The 22,044-nt window shown below is 40.9% G+C and carries 21 protein-coding genes; 6 read left to right on the top strand and 15 right to left on the bottom strand.

Annotated features, from left to right (window positions below; genetic code table 11):
- Window positions 1-11 precede the first annotated feature (11 nt).
- From IPJ09_14845 to IPJ09_14870, 6 genes are all read right to left on the bottom strand, one after another.
- Window positions 12-359 carry a ribose-5-phosphate isomerase gene (locus IPJ09_14845; GenBank protein ID MBK7372686.1) on the bottom strand — a complete coding sequence of 116 codons (348 nt, stop codon included), beginning with the start codon at window positions 357-359 and terminating at the stop codon, window positions 12-14.
- Window positions 360-467: 108 nt separating this feature from the next.
- Window positions 468-971, bottom strand: a complete 504-nt coding sequence (locus IPJ09_14850) for an SRPBCC domain-containing protein (GenBank protein ID MBK7372687.1) — start codon at window positions 969-971, stop codon at window positions 468-470.
- Complete coding sequence (locus tag IPJ09_14855) at window positions 968-1,288, bottom strand: winged helix-turn-helix transcriptional regulator (protein ID MBK7372688.1); 321 nt, start codon at window positions 1,286-1,288, stop codon at window positions 968-970. Before IPJ09_14855 ends, IPJ09_14850 begins: the two co-directional genes overlap by 4 nt.
- 144 nt (window positions 1,289-1,432) lie before the next feature.
- A complete protein-coding gene (locus IPJ09_14860; GenBank protein ID MBK7372689.1) occupies window positions 1,433-2,467 on the bottom strand; it encodes an MBL fold metallo-hydrolase in 1,035 nt (344 codons plus the stop codon).
- Window positions 2,468-2,512: 45 nt separating this feature from the next.
- Complete coding sequence (locus IPJ09_14865) at window positions 2,513-3,376, bottom strand: pirin family protein (protein MBK7372690.1); 864 nt, start codon at window positions 3,374-3,376, stop codon at window positions 2,513-2,515.
- A 299-nt stretch (window positions 3,377-3,675) separates the two neighbouring features.
- On the bottom strand, window positions 3,676-4,371 hold the full coding sequence (locus IPJ09_14870; GenBank protein ID MBK7372691.1) for an energy transducer TonB: 696 nt from the start codon (window positions 4,369-4,371) through the stop codon (window positions 3,676-3,678).
- 240 nt (window positions 4,372-4,611) lie between these two features.
- On the opposite strand from IPJ09_14870, the gene IPJ09_14875 reads away from it, so the two are divergent.
- The 4 genes from IPJ09_14875 (at window position 4,612) to IPJ09_14890 (ending at window position 8,320) form a co-directional block, all read left to right on the top strand.
- Complete coding sequence (locus tag IPJ09_14875) at window positions 4,612-5,940, top strand: exo-alpha-sialidase (protein ID MBK7372692.1); 1,329 nt, start codon at window positions 4,612-4,614, stop codon at window positions 5,938-5,940.
- 32 nt (window positions 5,941-5,972) lie between these two features.
- Window positions 5,973-6,935: a sugar phosphate isomerase/epimerase gene (locus tag IPJ09_14880; GenBank protein MBK7372693.1), complete on the top strand. Its 963-nt coding sequence runs from the start codon at window positions 5,973-5,975 to the stop codon at window positions 6,933-6,935.
- Between the two features lie 147 nt (window positions 6,936-7,082).
- The gene (locus IPJ09_14885) at window positions 7,083-7,559 is read left to right on the top strand and encodes an RNA polymerase sigma factor (GenBank protein ID MBK7372694.1); all 477 of its coding nucleotides are present in this window, start codon (window positions 7,083-7,085) and stop codon (window positions 7,557-7,559) included.
- Window positions 7,560-8,119: 560 nt separating this feature from the next.
- Entirely contained in the window at window positions 8,120-8,320 is a 201-nt protein-coding gene (locus tag IPJ09_14890; protein MBK7372695.1) for a hypothetical protein, read from the top strand.
- 78 nt (window positions 8,321-8,398) lie between these two features.
- On the opposite strand, the gene IPJ09_14895 is transcribed toward IPJ09_14890, so the two are convergent.
- The 3 genes from IPJ09_14895 to IPJ09_14905 all read right to left on the bottom strand — a co-directional run bounded on the left by IPJ09_14895 (window position 8,399) and on the right by IPJ09_14905 (window position 11,918).
- Window positions 8,399-9,544, bottom strand: coding sequence for a Gfo/Idh/MocA family oxidoreductase (locus IPJ09_14895; GenBank protein MBK7372696.1), 1,146 nt, complete (start codon window positions 9,542-9,544; stop codon window positions 8,399-8,401).
- Between the two features lie 402 nt (window positions 9,545-9,946).
- A complete protein-coding gene (locus IPJ09_14900; protein ID MBK7372697.1) occupies window positions 9,947-10,903 on the bottom strand; it encodes an aldo/keto reductase in 957 nt (318 codons plus the stop codon).
- Window positions 10,904-10,988: 85 nt separating this feature from the next.
- On the bottom strand, window positions 10,989-11,918 hold the full coding sequence (locus IPJ09_14905) for a helix-turn-helix transcriptional regulator (GenBank protein ID MBK7372698.1): 930 nt from the start codon (window positions 11,916-11,918) through the stop codon (window positions 10,989-10,991).
- Between the two features lie 236 nt (window positions 11,919-12,154).
- Here IPJ09_14905 and IPJ09_14910 point away from each other — a divergent pair, with 236 nt between their 5' ends.
- Both IPJ09_14910 and IPJ09_14915 read left to right on the top strand, forming a co-directional pair.
- Window positions 12,155-13,372, top strand: a complete 1,218-nt coding sequence (locus tag IPJ09_14910; protein MBK7372699.1) for an intradiol ring-cleavage dioxygenase — start codon at window positions 12,155-12,157, stop codon at window positions 13,370-13,372.
- Between the two features lie 106 nt (window positions 13,373-13,478).
- Window positions 13,479-14,177 (top strand): hypothetical protein, encoded by a 699-nt coding sequence (locus IPJ09_14915; protein ID MBK7372700.1) that lies wholly within the window; start codon window positions 13,479-13,481, stop codon window positions 14,175-14,177.
- A 177-nt stretch (window positions 14,178-14,354) separates the two neighbouring features.
- Here the strand turns inward: IPJ09_14915 and IPJ09_14920 are convergent, their stop codons facing one another.
- The 6 genes from IPJ09_14920 to IPJ09_14945 form a co-directional block, all read right to left on the bottom strand.
- Entirely contained in the window at window positions 14,355-14,762 is a 408-nt protein-coding gene (locus tag IPJ09_14920) for a hypothetical protein (GenBank protein ID MBK7372701.1), read from the bottom strand.
- A gap of 192 nt (window positions 14,763-14,954) precedes the next feature.
- The gene (locus IPJ09_14925) at window positions 14,955-16,475 is read right to left on the bottom strand and encodes an alpha/beta hydrolase (GenBank protein MBK7372702.1); all 1,521 of its coding nucleotides are present in this window, start codon (window positions 16,473-16,475) and stop codon (window positions 14,955-14,957) included.
- A gap of 193 nt (window positions 16,476-16,668) precedes the next feature.
- Window positions 16,669-18,372 carry a GMC family oxidoreductase gene (locus IPJ09_14930; GenBank protein MBK7372703.1) on the bottom strand — a complete coding sequence of 568 codons (1,704 nt, stop codon included), beginning with the start codon at window positions 18,370-18,372 and terminating at the stop codon, window positions 16,669-16,671.
- 246 nt (window positions 18,373-18,618) lie between these two features.
- Window positions 18,619-19,134, bottom strand: coding sequence for a gluconate 2-dehydrogenase subunit 3 family protein (locus tag IPJ09_14935; GenBank protein MBK7372704.1), 516 nt, complete (start codon window positions 19,132-19,134; stop codon window positions 18,619-18,621).
- Between the two features lie 280 nt (window positions 19,135-19,414).
- A complete protein-coding gene (locus IPJ09_14940; protein MBK7372705.1) occupies window positions 19,415-21,226 on the bottom strand; it encodes a long-chain fatty acid--CoA ligase in 1,812 nt (603 codons plus the stop codon).
- Entirely contained in the window at window positions 21,214-22,026 is an 813-nt protein-coding gene (locus IPJ09_14945) for an alpha/beta hydrolase (GenBank protein ID MBK7372706.1), read from the bottom strand. The genes IPJ09_14940 and IPJ09_14945 overlap by 13 nt, the downstream gene beginning before the upstream one ends.
- Window positions 22,027-22,044: the final 18 nt, after the last annotated feature.

Consider the following 22,044-nt stretch of genomic DNA (forward strand, 5'->3'; position numbering starts at 1 on the left):
CAATCAATCCTTCAACCATACCATACAGCAAAGCGTTTCCTCCTTAACTCCAGCGCCAACTGTTCCTCCATTTTGAGCGCCTCTGTTTTAGTCATTAGGTCTAAATGATTGTATAGGCTGGGCCGAAGGTAGAGCCCATATTTTTGCACGATGTTTGAAGCCAGTTTGTGCCCTTTTTTGTTTCTGTAGCCTGATTTATGTTGTTCGAACCGCTCTTTGGGCGTTTTGCTGGTCATACCTACATAGAGGCATTCCAGCACGCCATTGTATTGTGGGTTGGCAGTTCTGAATTTGACACTTTCGCTGAATACCCGCTTAGATAATTCAATCACATAGACCTGGTATATCTTTTTTAACATCAAGGTATAGAAGCAATAAATATAGCATTGAATAGTTTGCCCGGGGGACAAAATAATTTCAAATTTTTAAATACGAAATCAGGTATAGAATTCTTGATCTATCAGCTCTTATTGTTTTATGGACGCGAGCAATTCGTCCAATCCTTCCATGGCCATAGATAGTCCTTCTTTGAAACCCATTTGAATAGTAGCCTCCAGTTGTGCAAGGTCATCATAGGATATGCGCATTTCCACCCTCGTATGATGGCCCAGATCTGAAAAATGCACTTCCCATCTGGACTTCGGCAGATCGTTATTTATAGTACCATCTGCATCCGTAAATGCATCGAGTCCTGTAAAGTGTTTTTGAAACTCAATGTTGGTATAGGTGGCGATAGCCCAATGCTCTTCTCCATGAGGACCTACCATAGCGTACAGCCACTGACCTCCTTCTCTAAAGTCCATTGATTTGGTTCTGGCTTTCCAGGGCTTAGGCGCCCACCATTGGTCGAGGATTTCCCTGTTGGTGTAGGCGTCCCATACCAAAGGTAGTGCTGCTGCAAACGCTCTTTTTACATTGATGGTATTGTTTTCCCTGTTTACAGAAAAATCAAAGGCAAGATTGAAACTCATTTTTTGTTTTTTTTCATGGTTAATAATACTTTGTCCAGTTCGTTGAAGCGGCTTTCCCAAATCTTTTTGAATTGGTCCAGCCAATGATCTATTTCTTTCATTTTATTGAAGTCGAGTTGATAATAGATTTCTCTACCGTCCGGATTTTGCGATACCAGCTGGCATTCTGTCAGTATGCGCAAATGTTTGGAGATGGCTTGGCGTGTACTATCAAAATGCTCAGCCAGGGCATTTGGTGTCATAGGCTGAAATGCAATCAGCAGGATAATAGCCCGACGGGTCGGATCGGCAATCGCTTGAAAAACATCTCTTCTCATATTATATAAAATTAATTAAGAAACTAATTGGTTGCAAATATACATGCAACTATTTGGCTTCGCAATAGGTTGCAAAAATTTATTTTTGGGTAGGACAGCTCCCAGGGCCGCAACTTTAACTTATGATGATCTGGCATATGGACCTCAATCCCACCATCTGATAGGTACAGGTAGTGCTTGCATAGAGACTAGCCGTCCTTTCTGAGGGGTTAGATATCGGATATTCCTACGCTCGCTTTCAGTGATAAATCTTTCCACAGGTTCGGTCCAACTATGTTGGGCCAGTGAAAAACTGCCCCAGTGGACCGGCATGATGATCTGCGCCTGAGCATCGATACCTGCCTGCACACTTTCCTCTGGGTACATATGTATTTGATGCCAGTTTTCATTGTACTGACCACATTCGATAAAAGCAAAATCGAAGGGACCCAGCTTATCTCCTATTTTTTTAAAGTGATCACCGTATCCACCATCACCACTATACCAAAGGTTTTCAGCTCCATTTTGGAATACCCAACCACCCCAGAGGGTCATCGCTCTGTCAGCAAGGCCTCTACCAGAAAAATGCCGAGATGGTGTAAAATGAATTTGAATACCGGCAAAAGTTTTGTGCTCCCACCAATCAAATTCGGTAATATCTTCTGATGGAATACCCCATTGAATTAAATGCCGGGCGACGCCAAGAGCGACAAAATATTTTTTCACCTTAGGCTTAAGTCGCTGGATGCTTTCGTAGTCCAGGTGGTCATAATGGTCATGGGTGAGCAGGAGCAAATTGATCTCCGGAAAATCTTCTGCTAACTCAAGTGTGTTATCACTAAATCTATTTACTGAAAACGGCGAGATCGGGGCAGCATTAGGGCCCAGCATAGGATCGATGAGTATGGTTTGATGGTTCATGCGCATCAATAATGCTGAATGACCGTACCAGATAAATTTCGTTTCATTGGAGGGCTTTAGAAACTCTGCCTGTTCAAAAGGCAAAATTGGCAATTTGGTTTTGGGTTCTCTACCTTCTTTTTCACAAAATTGTTTGTACAATAATTTTGGTAGTGATGAAAAACTGAAGTTCATATTGGTAGTCTGCAGATTGACAAACTTTTTACCATCCCAGTTATTTGAACGGGCATATTTTTCCAAATCTGATTTACTGGCCTTGCCTCCGAATTGTTTTCTCATCATATTACTTGAAAAAATAATTTGATAGCTGTGTGATAATAAGGATCAAATGATGCCATATTTGCCTGCATGAAAATCTTTATATGCCTGAGCGATCTCAAGATCACTGTTCATCACAAAAGGACCGCGGGCTATGATGGGTTCTGTATATGGCTCTCCACCAAATAGAATGATGTCGGTAGCCAGCTCACTTTTATTGTTGATTTCAATAGTTCCTTCATCTTTACCAAACTCTATGAATTCGCCGGTTTGATAGGTAGTCGTATTGATCATGGCTGCATGGGTAGGCAATAAGGCTGCATACTCCATGGTGGCATCGGTAGGTAAAGAAAAAGTTGCACCAGGCAGTAGATGGATATGATATAAAAACTGCCTGGAATAATTTGGGATTTTTGAACTCAATTCCTCATAATCCCCTACAATGATTTTTATCCAGCCGGCACCTTCTCCTAATTTTTTTACCGGAATATCCTGGGCCTGGAGTGAAAGATACTCTGGAAGTTCAGCCTTGATTTTTGAAGGAAGATTGATCCAGAATTGAAAACCATGTATCAGCAAGTCTCCTGTACCAGCATCAGCATTGATGACCTCATCATGTATGATACCATTGCCTGCTTTCATCCATTGTGCTCCTCCTGAGCGAATGGTGGCATGATGGCCACGGCTATCATAGTGTTCGCCTTCACCTTGAATCAGGTAAGTCAGTGTAGCTATCCCCCGATGAGGATGGGCGCCAGTGCCTTTGGTTTTGCGTGGCTCCTTAGGGTCAGCATGACCTGGAGGAAAATGATCCAGTAAGACAAAGGGACCTACGGCATCTGCATAACGGCTCGGTAAAAACCGATAGATAGTGAGATCTGCGATAAGTGTTTTCTGTCCAGTGGTCGTAAAAGAAATTGGTTTGAGCATGAGATTAGTGTTTATCGGACTAAAAAACAAATTTTGTAATGAAAGGTTTATCAATCTTGCCATGAAGCTTGAAATGTCTGCCAAGTACCTCGCTCATTCTGAAGCAGAAGATTGGAATCTTGCAAATAAAATTGATGCTGGAATGAAAGCCTTGAAAAAAAGAAAGTTGAATTCAAAAAAACTTTCTTAGGAATTAAAAATGATTAGAAGTGATATGAAAAAGGACTCAATAGCGTCGTATTAGATTAAATGAAGTAATCGAAAAATGCTGAACAGATTATTGGATAAAAGAACAGGTCCTAACAACCACTCACCTTATTCCCCACACTAAATTCAAACTCCTGCTTCACTTTCATGCCATTAGCGCTTTCTGCCGGTTTCCATTTTGGCATAGAAGTAATGGCCTCTAATAATAATTGATCTGTCAGGGCATCCTCGGAAGACACCGCTATTTGAGGATTGGCTATTTCGCCTTGCTCATCAACGGTAAAGCGCACCACTGCTTGTCGCAATTGTTTGGAAGTAGATTCAGCGATTTTATCAACAGCATTTTCTTTCAGATATTGAGTCAATAGTTGGTGCCCACCCAGATATTGTGCTTCGATTTCAGGGACTACAGTGACCACAAAATGCATAAGCTCTTCATTGTTCTCGCCCGTAACTGTATTTGTAGTATAGTACTTAATATCGACTACAATGTCTGATCCCATATCGACTGTCTTTAAAATATTTTTTTGTTCCGTACTCAGATGGTCATCGGCGCTAACTGCTTTCATTATTGTACCATTGCAGGTAGCTGACAACGATGCAGAGATATAATGGCTAATCCAGGAGGACGGGTATCCGGGATTGATATCGATCATCTTATTAGCCATCCTGACATTTGATATATGCACCGGACGGGTGTACGCTGCTTTGACCCCATAATTAAGATCTTGAGAAAAACCTGAGACAACAGATATAAATAAAATCAGAGAGGTGATGAGGTTTTTCATATGAGCTGTTTTTGATATGGTATTGATTATGATTAGCCAAGGTACCATTTGAATGGCTGATTAATGAGTCTGATTTTTTTTTAACATCAATTTAATAATAAATCTCTCTGCTGCCACTAGCCTTAATGCTGATCAAAATCTCTATTTTGCACAACCAATCTCCTTTGTGCCCTAAGTAATCTTAGTGGTTAAAATAATTGGTTAAAAAATAATTTAGTGGTCATCAAATCTAACAGAAACATGAAGCCAATAGTAGGAATCTGTATTCTCTATCTACTCACCTTAAGTTGTTCTACCCCCAAGGCCATTCAACTCATCAAAATTGCAGAAAACGAAGGCAAGCACTATGGCCCTGCAGAGCCTAGCATGGCAGTATCACCACTGCATCCTGAGTGGGTAGTGGGAGGATCTATTCTCGATCGGGTGCATTATTCCTCCGATGGAGGCCAGACCTTTGGTCATACTTTTTTAAAATCGCCTCTTGGAGTATTTGGTGATCCGGTACTGTGGGCTGATCACCTGGGCAATTTTTATTATGTCCATTTAGGTACACCCGGCGGCGGCGGCAGGAATACCTCTCGATATCTCGAAAGCCTGGTGATCCATCAAAGTATCGATGGTGGAAAGTCCTGGGATGAAGGCACTGCGATAGGTACGAACCCTCCCAAAAACCAGGACAAACCCTGGATCGCTTCGGACCCACTCAATGGGGACCTGGTGGTCACCTGGACAGAATTTGATAAATATGCATCCACCCAGTCTACCGACAAATCAAGGATTCGGTTTTCAAAGTCTGCTGATCAGGGCAAGACCTGGACACAAGCCATTACGATCAGCGACCATGAAGGTGACTGTCTAGATGATGACTATACTCCCGAAGGCGCTGTGCCGGCCTATGGACTCCATCATCAAATCTATGTAGTCTGGGCATTTGATCAAAAACTATGGTTTGACAAAAGTCTTGATGGAGGTCTGACCTGGCTGCCCAGGGATCAGGAGATTATGGATCAGATCGGTGGTTGGTCCCTGGATGTACCCGGACTGGGTCGCGCCAATGGCATGCCGGTGACCTGTACCGATCTTAGCATAAATCAATATCGGGGTTCCATCTATGTCTGCTGGGCTGACTTAAAAAATGGCGAAGACAATATGGATGTCTGGATCATGCACAGTAGAGACGAGGGTCGTACCTGGTCCCAGCGCATCAAAGTCAATCAGGATACCGGTCCCAGGTATCAGTTCCTGCCCTGGATGAGCGTAGATCCGGCCACGGGATACATATATATAGTGTACTACGACCGTCGCAATCATGCCGACACCCAGACGGATGTAGTGGTGGCTACCTCAAAAGATGGAGGAAATACGTTTAAAGAGATATTATTGACAGGAAGTACCTTTACCCCACCTGGCAATGAAGTCTTTTTCGGTGATTATAATGGTATCTCTGCGGCTAATGGGATCATCCGGCCGATCTGGACCAGCTACGCTGACAAAAAACTAAGTGTATGGACTGCGATCATCAATGAAAAAGGAGTAAAAAAGAACATCGTCGCTAAAGCAAAATCCTGACGAATCGCTCGATAACAAGTTAGATAAAAAATATGTCACCTAAAATAACCAGACGCCAGCATCTTAATAGCCTGGTTGCGATCGGTGCTTCGGCTGCCCTAATGCCCATCACAAGTGCCAAGCCCTTATTTAAACCTATATCTATCGACAGCTCCAACAAACGGGATATCTATATTTTCTCCAAACACCTTCAATGGCTGGACTATGAAGCTATGGCAGACACAGCTGCACGAATGGGTTTTGATGGCATCGATTTGACGGTCAGGTCCAAAGGGCATGTCCTGCCTGAAAATGTAAAAAAAGATTTGCCGCGGGCAGTGAATGCTATTCGAAAAGCCGGTCTTAAGGCAGACCTTTTGACGACAAGCATTACATCTATCGAAGAACCGTACACTGAGGCGATCTTAAAAACTGCCGGCGAATTGGGCATCAAAACCTACCGTACCGGTTGGCTGACCTATAAGCCCGGTGTACCTGTCCTCAAACAATTAGACGCCTTCCACATGCAGTTTAAAGCCCTGGCCAAAATGAACAAACGGTACAGTCTTCAAGGGGCTTATCAAAATCACTCAGGCACGGGCGTTGGCGCTTCTTTATGGGATATCTGGTACCTGATCAAGGATCTGGATGCCCGCTATATGGGCGTGCAGTTTGATGTGCGACACGCTATGGTCGAGAGCCTCAGTGCCTGGCAGGTAGGTCTGCAGCTGCTGGCTCCATATATCAACACACTCGATATCAAAGACTTTGATTGGATAAAAAAAGATGGCAAACAAACCATCGACAATGTACCACTTGGAACAGGGTTGATAGATTTTAAAAATTATTTTTCCCTGGTAGACAAATTGAATGTACATGCACCCCTATGTCTCCATCTCGAATATCCTTTGGGCGGGGCCAATGACGGAGAATCTCATCTCTCCATACCTGCTACGGAAGTGATTGAGGCTATGAAGCGGGATTTGAATAGTTTGAAGCAGTCGGTTGGAAATTAATTGGATCCTTATCAGATACCCGCCTTTTCGATCTATGGCAAAAACTGTCCTCTTAGTTAAAGCATAGATTTTTTTACCTAAACTGTAACATTACACGATACGCAGTATCTAATTCTAAAAAAAGGGCCAATGACTTAGTGTAATAAAATGGATTTTGATACGATTTATAGAGATTATTCAGCTAAAATATTCAGAGTATGTTTAAGCTATATTAATGATCCGGATCAGGCAGCTGATCTTACTCAGGAAACCTTTATTTCGGTTTGGCAACATCTGGGTTCGTTTAAAAATGAAGCTACCCTGGGCACATGGATATTTAGAATCGCATGTAATAAATGTCTTAGGCAAATCGAAAAAGATGCAAGGATAAAAAAAGTGGAGCTGCCAATCCAATTGCAAGAAATGGAGCTGGATAATGCACAAGAACAAAAACATGTTTTTCTGAGAAATTGTATCGGAGAGCTGCTGGAATTAGAAAGAATCATTATTGGTCTTTTTATGGAAGATATTCCACAAGAAAAAATTGCTGAAATAGTCGGCTTAAGTCATTCAAATATCAGAGTTAAGGTCTTTCGCATAAAAGAAAAGTTGACAAAAAAGTTTTTGGACCATGGACCATTTTGAACAATTAAAAGATATATGGCGAAGTCATGATTCAGATCGAATGCCATCGCTAACGAGCATAAACCATGCTATCAAAGCGTACCAAAAAGAAAAAAGAAAGAATACCGCTTTTATTGTATTGCTTTTATTGATGTGTATCCTTGCCATGATATATGTGATGATGCAATACCATTCACACTTCTGGTCCACGAGGATTGGAGAGGTGCTATTTGTACTCATAGCTATTTATTTAGTTATTTCAAAGTATGCTTTACTTCAAAAAAATGTCCGGGATGAGATTTTAAATACAAATGAATATTTAGATGATTTAAAGAAAAAAACTCAGAAAACAGCTTATAATAAAATACACCCAATTCTCTATATGGTCCTTGCCTCAGCTTTCTCGTTGTATGTGTACGAAATGCTCTCCCAGAACAAAACAAGATTAATCACAGGTTATACTCTATTGTTTTTGTTTCTTTCATTCATGTGGTTTGTTTACCGGCCTATAATGGAAAGAAGACAGAATCACAAAATTCAAACTTTATTAAACAAAATTGATCTCATAAAAAATCAAACGAATGAAAAAAGTTAATTCAATTTATCTAAGGTATATGGCGATAGGAATTTTGGTGATGAATGCCGGAGCCATCGCCAACTTTTTTATTCATACGAATGAATTTGTAATCGACTTTTTTAAAGGTTTGGGCATAGTCCTGGTGATAGCAAGTTTCTGGTTAGCTGTAAAAAAACAAAAATGTGTTGTGCCGTCACCAACGTAGTTGTGAGGAAATAATGATCATCTTATAAAACTATCCGATATACCAGAATAGCTACGAAGGCCGGCAAGTCCCTGCCAGCTATACCTTCACCCAGGCTTGTTTTCGATTGCTCTCCAATATTCTTTCGCAAATCAATAACTCCCGGTAACCATCTGCAAAGGTCGGGTACGTAGGGTGTTCCGGTTGTTTATTATTAGCGATCGCTGCATACACCTCTTTAAATAATTGTTTGGAAGTATCGGGGAAACCTTCATTGTGCCCTCCGGGGAAGGAGATGATGCTGCCTGCCTCAGGATATACCAGCGAAGGATCGCGCATGAGCGATTCATTGCTTTTATTCCGATTGCCAATCCAGATTTCATTGGGGGCTTCAGAATTCCATGCGAAAGTTTTATTGGAGCCGGAGATCTCCAGCTTCAATTGGTTTTTGCGGCCGGCAGATACCTGGGATACGGTCACAGAACCCCGATTGCCATTGTCAAAGCGGAGCAGCACATTGGCGTGGTCTTCGGTATTGATGGGCACATCTGCATAATCTTCGGGGGTCAGCATTTTGCCCGAATAGGTTTCGATCGCTTTCAGTGGTTTTTTACGCACTTTGTGGATGGTATTAAAATCCGCCATCACTTCTACCGTTTTGAGACCGGTGATGTACTCGATGACATCCATCAGGTGAGAGCCGATATCCGCGATGGCTCTTGAATCGCCTGATTTGTCCGGTTCCAGGCGCCAGTTATAATCTGTATTGTAGAACAGCCAATCCTGCAGGTAGGATCCCAGGATAGAATAGACTTCACCGAGCTCCCCTTTTTCCCGCATGGTTTTCATCTGGCGTATCAGCGGGTAATAGCGCAGGTTAAAATGGACTGCATTGACAAGACCGGTAGACTGGGCCAGGGCGACCAGTTCTTCTGCTTCGTGCAGGTCTTTGGACAGCGGTTTTTCGCAGATCACATGTTTGCCAGCCAGGAGCGCAGCTTTCGCTTGAGAAAAATGTAGAAAATTGGGAGTACAGATATGCACACTTGTAATATCCTCCATCGCCAACAATTGGTCAAAGGTACAAGCACGCTCTATGCCTAATTGGGCTGCTTTGGCTGTAGCCAACTCCATATTGACTTCACAAAGCGCTGCGACTTCAATATTGGGTAGTCTGCGCAATGCTTCTACATGAGCGGGACCGATAAAACCGGTGCCGACGATCCCTACTTTTATTTTTTCCATGACTTATTTTTTTAAAGGTTCTTATTTCAAACCCGAATATAAGGATTCATAGATAAGTAAATCAAAATTATGCTCGGCAGAGATGTATTTCCTGAATGCGCTATTTCCACTTAGAAACTGTTTTAGGAGGGCGATGGTTTGATCAGGGTGCAATGCACTTCGAAAGTAATCCTTCTTTGGATGGAACGGAATTGTCGAGCTGTGGCCATTAGCACAAAGTCGAGCCAGTTGCTATGTATATGCCTATTACGAAAAAGATGCCGCAAGGTAGGCCCCAGTAGCCAATTTGAGAATATGAAGCAGTTTTGTATGCTGTATATACGCTATTTGGCGCACAGACAGCAAGCAAAACAAAAAAAGAGCCACATTATTGTGACTCTTTTGAATTAAATAATACAAATTTTAATACCTACTACCAATGGTTTCTTTTGGCATAGAGACATCAATCAGTTCCAAATCGGCTTGAGTTAGGGCTACATTATAGGCACCTAAATTTTCTTCAAGACGATGAATTTTTCTTGTGCCAGGAATTGCAGTAATCTCATCATCCTGACCTAAAATCCAAGACAATGCAATTTGAGCTTTAGTTACTCCTTTAGCTTTTGCAATTTGGTCTATGACTTCAACAAATTTTATATTTTCTTTAATCGCTTCATCTGTAAATCTAGGATTATTTAATCTAAAGTCACCGGCTTCAAAATCAGCACGACTTTTATAAGCTCCCGTTAAAAAACCTCTACCTAAAGGACTGTATGAAACAAAAGTGATTCCGAGTTCTTTGCAAACCTTTAAAAGTTCATGTTCTGGCTCACGGCTCCATAAAGAATATTCTATTTGTATAGCTGTGATGGGATGTACTTTGTGCGCTCTGCGAATAGTTTGAGCATTCACTTCTGACAGACCAATAAACTTTACTTTTCCTTGTTTGACTAAATCAGCCATTGCCTCTACTATCACTTCAATCTCAACATCAGGAGCTTGACGATGCATATAATATAAATCAATGACATCCGTTCCTAAATTTAAAAGACTTTGATCACAAGCTTTTCTAATATAATCAGGCTGTCCATTTAATCCTAGCCACTCGCCATTTGGTCCTCTCATTACTGCGAATTTAGTAGCTAAAACCAAATCATTCCATCTGCCCCTAAATGCTTTTCCAATTAACTTTTCATTGGCTCCACTTCCATACATATCGGCTGTATCGAAAAAATTAACGCCTAAATCAATGGCTTTGTGCAAAGTAATAATAGATTCTGATTCATTAAAAGCGCCATAAAACTCTGACATACCCATACAACCAAGACCTATTCGGTTCACCTTCAGTGTGCTGCTTCCTAATATTGTTGAATTCTTCATTTGTTTATTTTTAAATTATCCACAAAGGTCAGTCTTCTAATAAAATAAAGCTTGCAAATTTCAAGCTACAATTTGTAAATTTCAATCAATTACGAAATTTCAATGGTGACAGGCCAGTATGTTTTTTGAAAAAATTTGAAAAATGAGCTACTTCATCAAATCCCAAAGCAAAAGCAACTTCAGAAACATTCCATTGAGTTTGTCTTAATAATATTTTGGCTTCTTCTACTACTCTGCCATTGATAATTTCAGATGTACTATTACCTGTCGTTTCTTTTAATACTTTATTTAAGTGATTGATGTGAACGCCTAAAGTTTTGGCAAAATCGATTGGTGCTTTGAGTTGCATCATTTGTGCATCATTTTCAATTGGAAACTGTCTTTCCAGTAACTCAATAAATAATGATGAAATTCTGCTTGAAGCGTTCGTGGAATTTAACATACTTTCTATAGGGTTTAACTTTTGTCCCATATGAATCAATTCCAATACATAGTTACGAAGTAAATCATATTTATAAGCATAATCAGACGAGAGTTCTGTGTCCATTTTTTTGAAAATAGCTTCCATTTCAAGATATTGTTCATCATTTAATTCATAAACAAAATCACTATTTAGCTGATAAATAGGAAAATCATCTACCAGTATCCCTGTTTTGGACTTCGACAAAAATTCTTTAGTGAAAACACAAAAAAATCCAGCCTGTTCTTTGTCTTGTGGTATATACCGATAAGGAATTTTCGGAGTTGCAAATAGAATTCCTTGATTTTCAATGAGAACAGATTTTCCAGCAAACTCAACCAAATTTTTGCCTTTAATTAAACTGATTTTATAATACAACCTCCTGTTGTATGTCATTTCGGAATTTTTTACACCGCTGAAATAAAACTTCTTTGTATCAAATACATTGAAATGACCTAAATTGTTTGAGCTAACGCTTTCTAAAAAGAAATCCAGCTGGCTTCCATATTCACCAAATATTTCTTTATAAAAATCTTTAATACCTATGTTTTCCATTATTGCAAGATTCAAATAATAGCAAAGGTAAAATTTATTTTTTTTGAACGAACATTGCGAATAAAGACTGAAAAGATATAGATAACCTATTGAAAACAAAAATACCCAACTACTCACAGGGTTTTGTTGAAATTGGAGCAGAAATGCTACATTTGAACAAAAGTAATTCTCATTAACATTTGTGCCTTAAAAGCCCCAAACCATTACCTGCAACCATGAAACACAAAATTTTAACTATGCACCAAATAAATCGACCCGGACTTTTTCTAATGCTGCTCAGCATTCTGACAGGTTGTAGCGGACAAACAAAAAATAGTAATCCAAATCAGCAAACAACCACACCAAGCATAAACAAACTGGTAGGTGGCGGTTGCGACGGTTGTGAACTAATGTATATTGACATACCAACAAATATTTCATCCGTTGATACAAGTGCTGGTTGGGCAGAGAAAGGACAAAAACTTTTGGTGACGGGAACCGTTTTTAAACATGACGGAAAAACGCCGGTACCAAACGTGATCATTTATTATTGGCAGACAGACCATAACGGCTACTATTTACCAAAACAAGGATTGAATGAAAAAGCCAAACGACACGGCCATATTCGAGGTTGGATAAAATCAGATGAGCATGGGAAGTTTTCAATATACACCATCAGACCCGCGCCCTATCCAAATGAAAATATTCCAGCCCATATTCATACCTCCATCAAAGAACCCAACATTGACAATGAATATTACCTTGATGAGTTTGTTTTTGACGACGACAGATTATTGACAGGGGCCAAAAGAAAGGCACTAGAAAATCGTGGCGGCAGTGGTATATTAAGAGTTCTTATTTCAGGAGATTTACAAATTGCCGAGCATAATATTATTTTAGGACTAAACATTCCAAACTATCCGATAGAATTGGAGCAAGAGAAACAATCGGGACTTCATATCGGTGAAGATCAACCATCTTTTATTCCTTTCCATGCCTGGGGTCCGGACAAAGGAACAAGGACTTGTCCTGTCTGCAAATATGGACGCTACCAAGGCATTGTTTATTTTGTTGGCAACAATCCCAATTGGGTTGAAATCAAAAAGTGGTTGACTTATTTGGAGCAAGAAAGTGTGACTCGAAGTAAATACTTGAAAGCTTATTTTGTCTACGGCAATGAATTAAATTACAACAAAGACGATAGACGAAAGGAGTTAGAAAGAATTGGGCTTGAATTAAACTTAAAAAATATTGCTTTAACCTTTGTGCCTTCTTTGACAGACACAGAAAGCGAAGTAAACCTCAATAAGTTAAATCCGGCAGTTGAAAACACATTTGTAATTTACCAACATAGAACAATAATTGATAAATATATTGACCTTACTGCTACGCAAGACAATTTCAAAACAATGTCAACTACCCTGGACAAAACAAAGAGTGAATACTTCAATTTAGAAGAACCAAAACACGAATAATAAAAAAGTTATGCATATAAAATAAAATAAACGAAAGAGCTAACAGGTAGGTTAAATCATAAACCAACTCATATACAAATCGCCGGTGGTCATCAAAACAAAAAACATGGAAAGAATAAAATTTTACAATAATGCCCATTTGTATTTAGCGATCGGTTTGGTTGTTGTCTTCTGGGGTTTTTCTAATTCATATTTTGGGAAATTGGGAGAAACCACTTTGCCATATCATATACATGGATTAAGCGCAACATTATGGATGTTATTATTAATAGTTCAACCATTTTTTTACACAAAAGGGAAATTAACAATCCATAAGTACTTAGGTTGGAGTTCAATGATACTAGTACCTACAATAGTATTTGGTGGATTTGAAATGATGAAATTAATGATTCATAACCAAGAAAATTATCCTCCAAATATGGTTTATAGGCTTGCATTTATAGATGCTGTCACTTTATTAGGATTTGTAATAATTTATTTACTTGCTATTTATTATCGCAAAAGACTAAAACTGCACGCCCGTCTGATGGTTTGCACGATATTTGGCCCCTTAATTCCTGCATTGACAAGAATTTTCTTTTCTGTAGGATTAGCTGACAATTTCGACAAATCATTAACTCTTTCTTATATACTAATAGAAATAGTGCTTTTGTTTATTATTTGGAAGGAAAGAAATCATAAAGAAGTTAAATTTACGTACTTGCCAGTATTAATTTTTATGGCTTTACAACATATACTGATGTATTCTGCCGGAAATTGGGATTGGTGGGTTTCTTTAATGAATACAATTGCCGACTATCAATAGAAATCAAAATCTCTCTGAGACACTCACCGAATCAAACTGCTGTGAAAATTTTCCATTCCCATTAGATCAGAGTGAAACCCTTTCCTATCGATCCGACAGTTGATGCAGGAGCAAAGTGTCGGCTAATTGCCTTCAACTTCATCAATGGTCGGAGTCCCATTCACTCCAAGCTTATGATTAAGGTTTTTTCCGCACCGCTTTAAACATACCTTCCGGTACATCCAGGTCGATCCCAACACTTTTACCATCCACTATTTCGAACTTAAGCAGATAACCCGCTACTCCTTTAACCGTAAATTCATGGGTCTTTGCTGGTACGAGTTCGGCCTCGTCTCGTTCTGTAGCCAATGCCCACAATGCTCCTTCCTTAACAAAAATTTTAATGTCAACCCCTTCTCCCGGGATAGTATATTCACCAACATATAGATCAAGGTCTGCCAGACTTGTATTGAATACTCCAGGCGTTTTATTTTCTGGAGCTTCCAGTTTTTTTCTGGTATCCGGGCTTTCTTTAATGTTCAATGATTGGGCATTCATTGAAAAACCAACTATCGAAAAGACGAAAAGTAGAAAAAAAGATTTCATTGAAATAAGTTTTATGTTTTTCTGAATAAGTGCCGAAAGTTAGTACAAATTTTAGTGTAGTGTCGCATCTTTTTGAAGAACAGATATCCTTAAGCTTCGGTATAGGGATAGACCTTGGCATGGTATTCGTTTGCATCTTGTAAAAAATACAAAGTCGATTATTTACAGAAGGGTTAGATAAATGGCTTTGCCTTAAGGCTTTTTCCGCACCGCTTTAAACATACCCTCCGGTACATCCAGACCGATCCCAACACTTTTACCATCGACTATGTCGAACTTTATTAGATAACCCGTTACTCCTTTGACCGTAAATTCATGTGTCTTCGCTGGAACGAGTTCGGCCTCGTCCCGTCCTGTAGCCAATATTCTCAATGCTCCGTCTCTGACAAAGGTCTTAATCTCGATCCCTTCTCCCGGGAGTATATATTCTCCAACATACAGATCAAGGTCTTGCAGACTTGTATTGGATGCTGCCATCGATTTATTTTCCAGTGCATCCAGTTTCTTCCTGGTTTCCGGACTTTCTTTGATGCTCAATGCTTTTTTGAATTGTTCGATAGCATGAGGCTTGTCTCCGATGGCATTAAAATAATCGCCATAAGAGTCATAGACATTGCCGGATCCGGGGTATTGGTCAACATTGTATGAGAAAAAACTTTTGGCTTTGGTGTATTGTTTGCTTCCAAGTGCCTGGTATCCCATGCCATTCATCATAGACTCAGCGGGGGCGATGGTATAGCCATAGATTTTAGAGATTTTTTGATAATGCGTTACGATCTTGTTTTTTAAGGCCTCCGTGGTGTCCTTAAAATCATTTGGCTTAAAATGTATAGGGTAATCTTTAAATATAAATCGCAAGGCATCATATTCCGTGATCAGCGGTACTGAACCATGGTCATCACCATCATAATATTTGCCCATGTATTTTAATCCATTTTGAGGATTTTTCTGAAGATGATCCTGGAGGTTGAGTATGGAGCGTATATGGCGTGAATTGGCCGAAGTATCTTTTTTTACTTTTTTGATGGTCATGCCGTCCTCCATGGTATTAGCGATACCCAGGTACAAGCTCTTACCCTCGAAGGATACTGATTTTAATGCCGCCTGTGATTCTTTGAGCAATCGCTCATGGTCCCACCACATACTTGGATCTATAGAGACATAAGAATTGAAGATATCTTTGTGATGGATCAAGGTGTTGATCACTGTCAGACCTCCAAATGAGTGACCAATAAACATTCGATAAGGTTGTGTATGGTAGGAAGCATCTATGTAAGGGATCAATTCTTTTTCAATGAAAGCCATGAATTTTTCGCCACCCCCGGAAGTTCTGGCGAAATCTCTATCGACATAGGGTAGGTCACTCTCCACATGCGTAGGCGTGAGGTCGCGGGTGCGATCCGTATTGGGGATGGCTACGATGATCATCTCCGGGCATATCGTATTGCCATTGATTTCGCTTAATTGATGGACCATGCCTGCCACTGAAGGGAAATGCGCATCACCATCCAGGAGGTAGATCACAGGATATCGTTGAGCACTATAAAGATTATCGTTATATCCGGAGGGCAGATGGACCAGGATGTTTCTATTTTCATTTAATATGGTGGAATGAATGCTGTCGGCCTTGCCGATGACGACGGCTTGATCCGGCTGCGCATGCAAAGAAAACTCAATAATAAAAAATGCGAAAATTAGCAGTGACGGTTTCATCGGAAAGGTTTAATGTTTCTAAAAGTTAGTACCGAAAGATAATACAAATTTGACACGGAATAAAGGGGTTCTGAACTGGTGACCCTTAATTGACTACCTGGCATCCCGAATTCTCGGGAGGCAATAGGCACTCCTCCTAAACATGGTGTCCCGAAACTTGGGGAGGCTATCTCAACATGTCAACTACCTCCGGCTAGATATTCCTCTTCTTCAGTTCCTCGACAGCATGCGTAGCAGCCCTGGCAGTCATCGCCATAAAAGTCAGCGTCGGATTTTGGGTACTTGTACTCGTCATACAAGCTCCGTCACTCACGAATACATTTTTGCAGGCATGCACCTGGTTCCAGGCATTGAGGATGGAGGTTTTTGGGTCGTGACCCATGCGGGCGCCACCCATCTCATGGATGTCGGAGCCGGGAGGTGATTTGGTATCATTGGCAGTGATATTGGTAAAACCGGCTGCTTCAAACATAGCTTTGGATTGTTCTACATAGTCGGCGACCATCTTATCGTCGTTTTCAGTCCAGTCGCAAGACAGGATGATCTGAGGTATGCCATACTTGTCTTTGAGATCTGTGCTGAGGCGCAGGTGATTGGACTCAGAGGGTACACATTCACCCATCATCCAGGAGGAGATATTCCAGGGCCCAAGCTCCGGATGCAAGATATTATCTCTGAGTTTGTCCCCTATCATGCTGGTGTCGGAACGCATGCCACGGCCACCACCGATACCGATGGCATAGCCACGCAGAAAATCAGTGTCTTGCTTTTTGACATTGCGGAAGCGGGGGATATAACTATTGGTTGGACTGCGCCCATCGGTGCGTTTGTCTAGTAATGCTTCAAACTGAGCATTGGCTTTGCCACGATAATTGTGCCAGGCAAGGTATTTGCCTAGTACTCCACTGTCATTGCCCAAGCCGTTGGGAAATCGGGTGGAAGTGCTGTTGAGCAGGATCGCGCTACTGTTGATCGTAGAGGCATTGACAAAAATAATTTTGGCATAAAACTCTATCATCTCATGAGTATTGCGATCGATGATGCGGACACCGGTAGCACGGTCTTTTTTGTCATTGTAGATAATGGAATGAACTACGGCATCCGGTCGCATGGTCATTTTCTTGGTCTTCAGGGCCCAGGGTATAGTAGATGCATTGGCGCTAAAGTAGGCGCCATAGATACACCCACGATTGCACATGGTTTGATTTTGACATTTACCACGGCCTTGCTGGACATGGATAGCTTGTGGATCGGTAAGGTGTGCACATCGACCTGCTATAAGATGACGATCAGGAAAATGTTTGGCGAGCTGCGCTTTAAAATAAGTCTCTATATGGGATACCTCAAAGGCTGGCTGCACGATACTATCTGGCAGTTCGTCGATGCCATCGCGATTGCCGGCGATACCTGCAAATTGCTCCACATGATCATACCACGGTGCGAGGTCTTTGTACCGGATAGGCCAATCCACTGCAAAACCATCCCTGGCAGGTCCTTCAAAATCATAATCACTCCAGCGTTGGGTCTGCCTGGCCCATAGCAAGGATTTCCCACCGGTATGATAGCCGCGAAACCATCGGAAAGGCTTTTCATAGATCACAGGCTGCTCGTCGTCTTTGAGTGCCCAATGCAGTGATTCTTCTCTCATGAATCGGCCAAATTGATAACCCACTCTTTTTTCGAGTGGTACGGTACCGCGGAATTCAAATTCCCACGGTGCTTTTGAAGCCGTAGGATAATCCACGATATGTTTTACATCACGACCGCGCTCGAGTACGAGCGTTTTGAGTCCTGCATCACAGAGCTCTTTAGCAGCCCAGCCACCACTGGCACCTGATCCGATGACGATGGCATCATAGGTTCGTTTTTTTTGAGAAGATATATTGATGTTTGCCATGATTTATATTTTTTGATTATGGTCGCGCTACCTAATCCTGGAGAGACGCAAAAGATTTTTTTTATCCAGGTTTGAGCAAACTGCCATGTGCTTTCACTTTCTGGCAATTCTCTAACTTTTCATTTTCGTCCGCAAATTGCTCATTGCTTATTGTCTATTGTCTATTTATGCATTCTTCCGCACAACCCCTGCCCTAGAGGGTGTCTCCCGCACTTTTGCCCATTGCTTATTGCCCATTGCCCAAATTCACACCTCCACGCTCCCATAAAAATGTCCCGGAGCCACTTTATAATTTAAATATTTGGTCATCACCTCTTCGGAAGTATTGAATCCGCGGATGGTCTCAGATTTTAGAAGTTTAAAAAAGTCGCTTTCATCCTTATTAGTAGACTTAGCCACGTTCATCAACATGTTTTCGCGTTGGGTTGTAGTACTGTTACCGAAAGAAGTCTGATAAATAGCCTGCGCCTTGGTTTCGAGGGATGCCAACTGTACTTTGATATTGTCCTGCATCTCCTTTTCATAACACCGATCGAATAGCTTTTGAAGAAATTTATCTACTCCCACTGATAAGGCACCTATTGAGTCCCCAGCGGGAATAATAGTATCTGCAACCGCTGAGAGGGTGTCTTGCTCAGCAAGTGAATACGAAGACACATAGGATTGTATGGATTGCAAATTCCAGGACCGAGCCCAACCCGGCAGGGTGAGTAAGGCACCTGATACAGTGACCAGAGATTTTAAAGTGGATCTTCTATTCATAATAATACATCGATTAATTTGGTGAAAGTGTCCCTCAAAGTCTGAATCTAAACTTAGCGAACATATCCTTGATAAAATTAAGCCAAATTATTTGTAATGGCCAGCTACAAAGAGAAATGTGTTAGACCCTGGTGAATTTGTGCAAGCAAGTGGTGTAAAAATTTTTATAATAAAGGCTTTCTACCCCATTATATTCAACAAAAAAATCGCAACCACCGCTATTACAATATGGGAGTTTTTGTTCAAAACGAAGTAAAATTAAGCTAGTAAAAAATTTTACTTAAGCGTAATCTCCATACATCTCCTCAATGGCTTTTTGGTAATGTTGTATCAATAAATCTCTTTTAGGTTTGAAGGTTGAAGTCATTTCATCATTTTCAAGAGTCCAGTCCTGGGCACACAGGATATATCGGCGCACCCGTTCATGACCTGGCAGATCTTCGTTAAGGCGGGTTATTTCCTGATCATACAAAGCTTTTACTTTGATATTATGTACCATATACTCTGCGGAGGTATAGTGTATATCGTGTTGAAGACACCAGGTCTCTATCATCTCAAAATTGGGTACAACCAAAGCCGTTACAAATGGTCGTTGAAAACCAATGATGAGGCATCTTTCTATATAAATGGATCTTGTAAAATGTAACTGCAGAGGTGTCGGAGCAATGTATTTGCCTGCGGAGGTTTTGAAAAGATCTTTTATCCGATCGGTGATCTGCACGTATTTGCTTTCTATCAATCTGCCTATATCGCCCGTTTGCAGCCAACCATCCTGATTGATTACCGCTTGGGTAAGGGCTGGTTTTTTAAAATATCCTTGCATGAGATTGGGTCCTCTAACCCAGATTTCACCTTCTCCGTTCTCGTTTATATTTTCTAAATGAAGCTCTACTCCGGGTATGACTAGTCCCACCGTGCCCCATCGTTGCATCCCGGGTTCGAATCTATTGATGGATATTAACGGTGACATCTCCGTCATGCCATATCCTTCAATAATCCGTATTCCTCCCGCTGTAAAAAACCTGCCAATCTCCGGCCTCAAAGCAGCCGCGCCTACAATCATATATTTCATTCGCCCCCCTAGAGATCTTCGCCATCTATTTAATACCAATAGCCTGGCTATAAATAATTTGACCTGATATAATGGTGATTGCTGAGTAGTTATATCGAATTTTTCACCAAGGTCTACCGCCCATTGGATAACCCATTTTTTCAATCCAGATGATTTTTGTGCTCTTAGGTTGGCAAACTCATGCAATTTCTCAAGTACCCGTGGCACACTGGTACAACCTTGAGGTCTGACAGATTTAAAATCCCGGGAGAAGTGATCTCTGTCCTGACTGAAATACACCGAAACCCCAAAAGCCATATAGGCATAACAAGTGACCCGCTCAAAAATATGGGCAAACGGCAGAAAGCTAACCGTATTAAAATGATACTCCAGCGGGACCAGTGACAAGATCGCTTTGATATTAAAAACCACATTGGCGTGAGAGAGCATGACTCCTTTTGACTCCCCGGTACTGCCCGAAGTGTAGAGGATACACAGAAGGTCATCTTCTTTGATTTCTCTGGATACTACCTGAATGATGTTGAGTTGAGTCTCTAATAATTTAAATTCTGTTAAGGCTGTAAAATATCCATCCTGATTTTCTTCAAGATGAAAAACCTCCAGTGGTATGCCGGCCTCTTTTGAAACAGTGCCATACAAGTCATACAAACCGGTGGTAGCGCAAAAACAAATTTTTGTATCGACCTCTGATAAGATCCGTTTCACTTCGGTTGCTTTCAACGTTGGATATAAGATCACGGAGATCACTCCGATCTGCTGACACGCGAAGTCCAGTATCATCCATTCCGGCGATCCTGCCTCCGGTACCAGAACTACATGATCGCCTTTGGTCAATTCTTTTGCCATCAACCAGGCAGATACATGATCTATCCGATCCTGGATTTGGTAAATAGAGTAAGACTTCCATTGATGATCGACTCTGGAGCTAAGCGCTTTGGCATTGGGGTATTTCTCCCGTTGATAAGCGAGTATGTCGAATACCCTGGTAAAATTGATTCCAGTTTTTTTTACAAGGGCCATGATGCGGATGGTTTGACATATAATATCTCATACAAGACCTCGAAGTAGGCTGCAAAGTCCGGCAAATTATTGTGATGGGCTCCTTTGATTTGATGCAGGGAGATCTTGTCAGGATACAAGTCTTTTAATTTTACGGATTGAGTATACGGAATCAATCTATCAAGATCACCGTGTATGATATGGATGGGGCACGAGGCTTCGGCAAGATATAGATCTGTACGAAGATCATATCGCATCAACCATTTTAAAGGAGTGAAAAACAAATAGCGCCGGATGTTGTAATAAAAACTAAAATAAGGTGAATCCAGGATCAGCAGTTTTGGATGATTCCAGGAGGCTATGCGAGCAGCTACACCGGAGCCGAGCGATCTGCCATATAAGATGATCTGGTCCTCCCGATAAGATTCGGCTATCCATTCATACACGAATTGAGCATCACTGAATAATAGCGCTTGGTTTCTTTTGCCTTTACTTTTTCCAAATCCCCTGTAATCAATCATTAAAAAATCGTAACCATTGCCCAAAAAATCTTTGGCAAACTTACCCCAACCTTTGATGCTCCTACTATTGCCTTTGAGATAATAGACGATGCCACGGCTTTTAGGAACTTTAAAATGAATCGCGTTGACACTACCTCCATCTTCCATTTTAAAATCCAGCTCTTCAAAAGGGAAAGGGAATTTATAGGTGAAGTGACGAGGTAAAATCTCCGGACGAAAGAAAAAATAATGTTGGAAAAAATAGATGATCAGACAAATGACCACATAAAGAATCAATAATATTATCAAAGCCCGTTCCATGAATTAAATCACAGGATA

The organism is Saprospiraceae bacterium, from assembly GCA_016709995.1.
Lineage (GTDB): Bacteria > Bacteroidota > Bacteroidia > Chitinophagales > Saprospiraceae > JADJLQ01.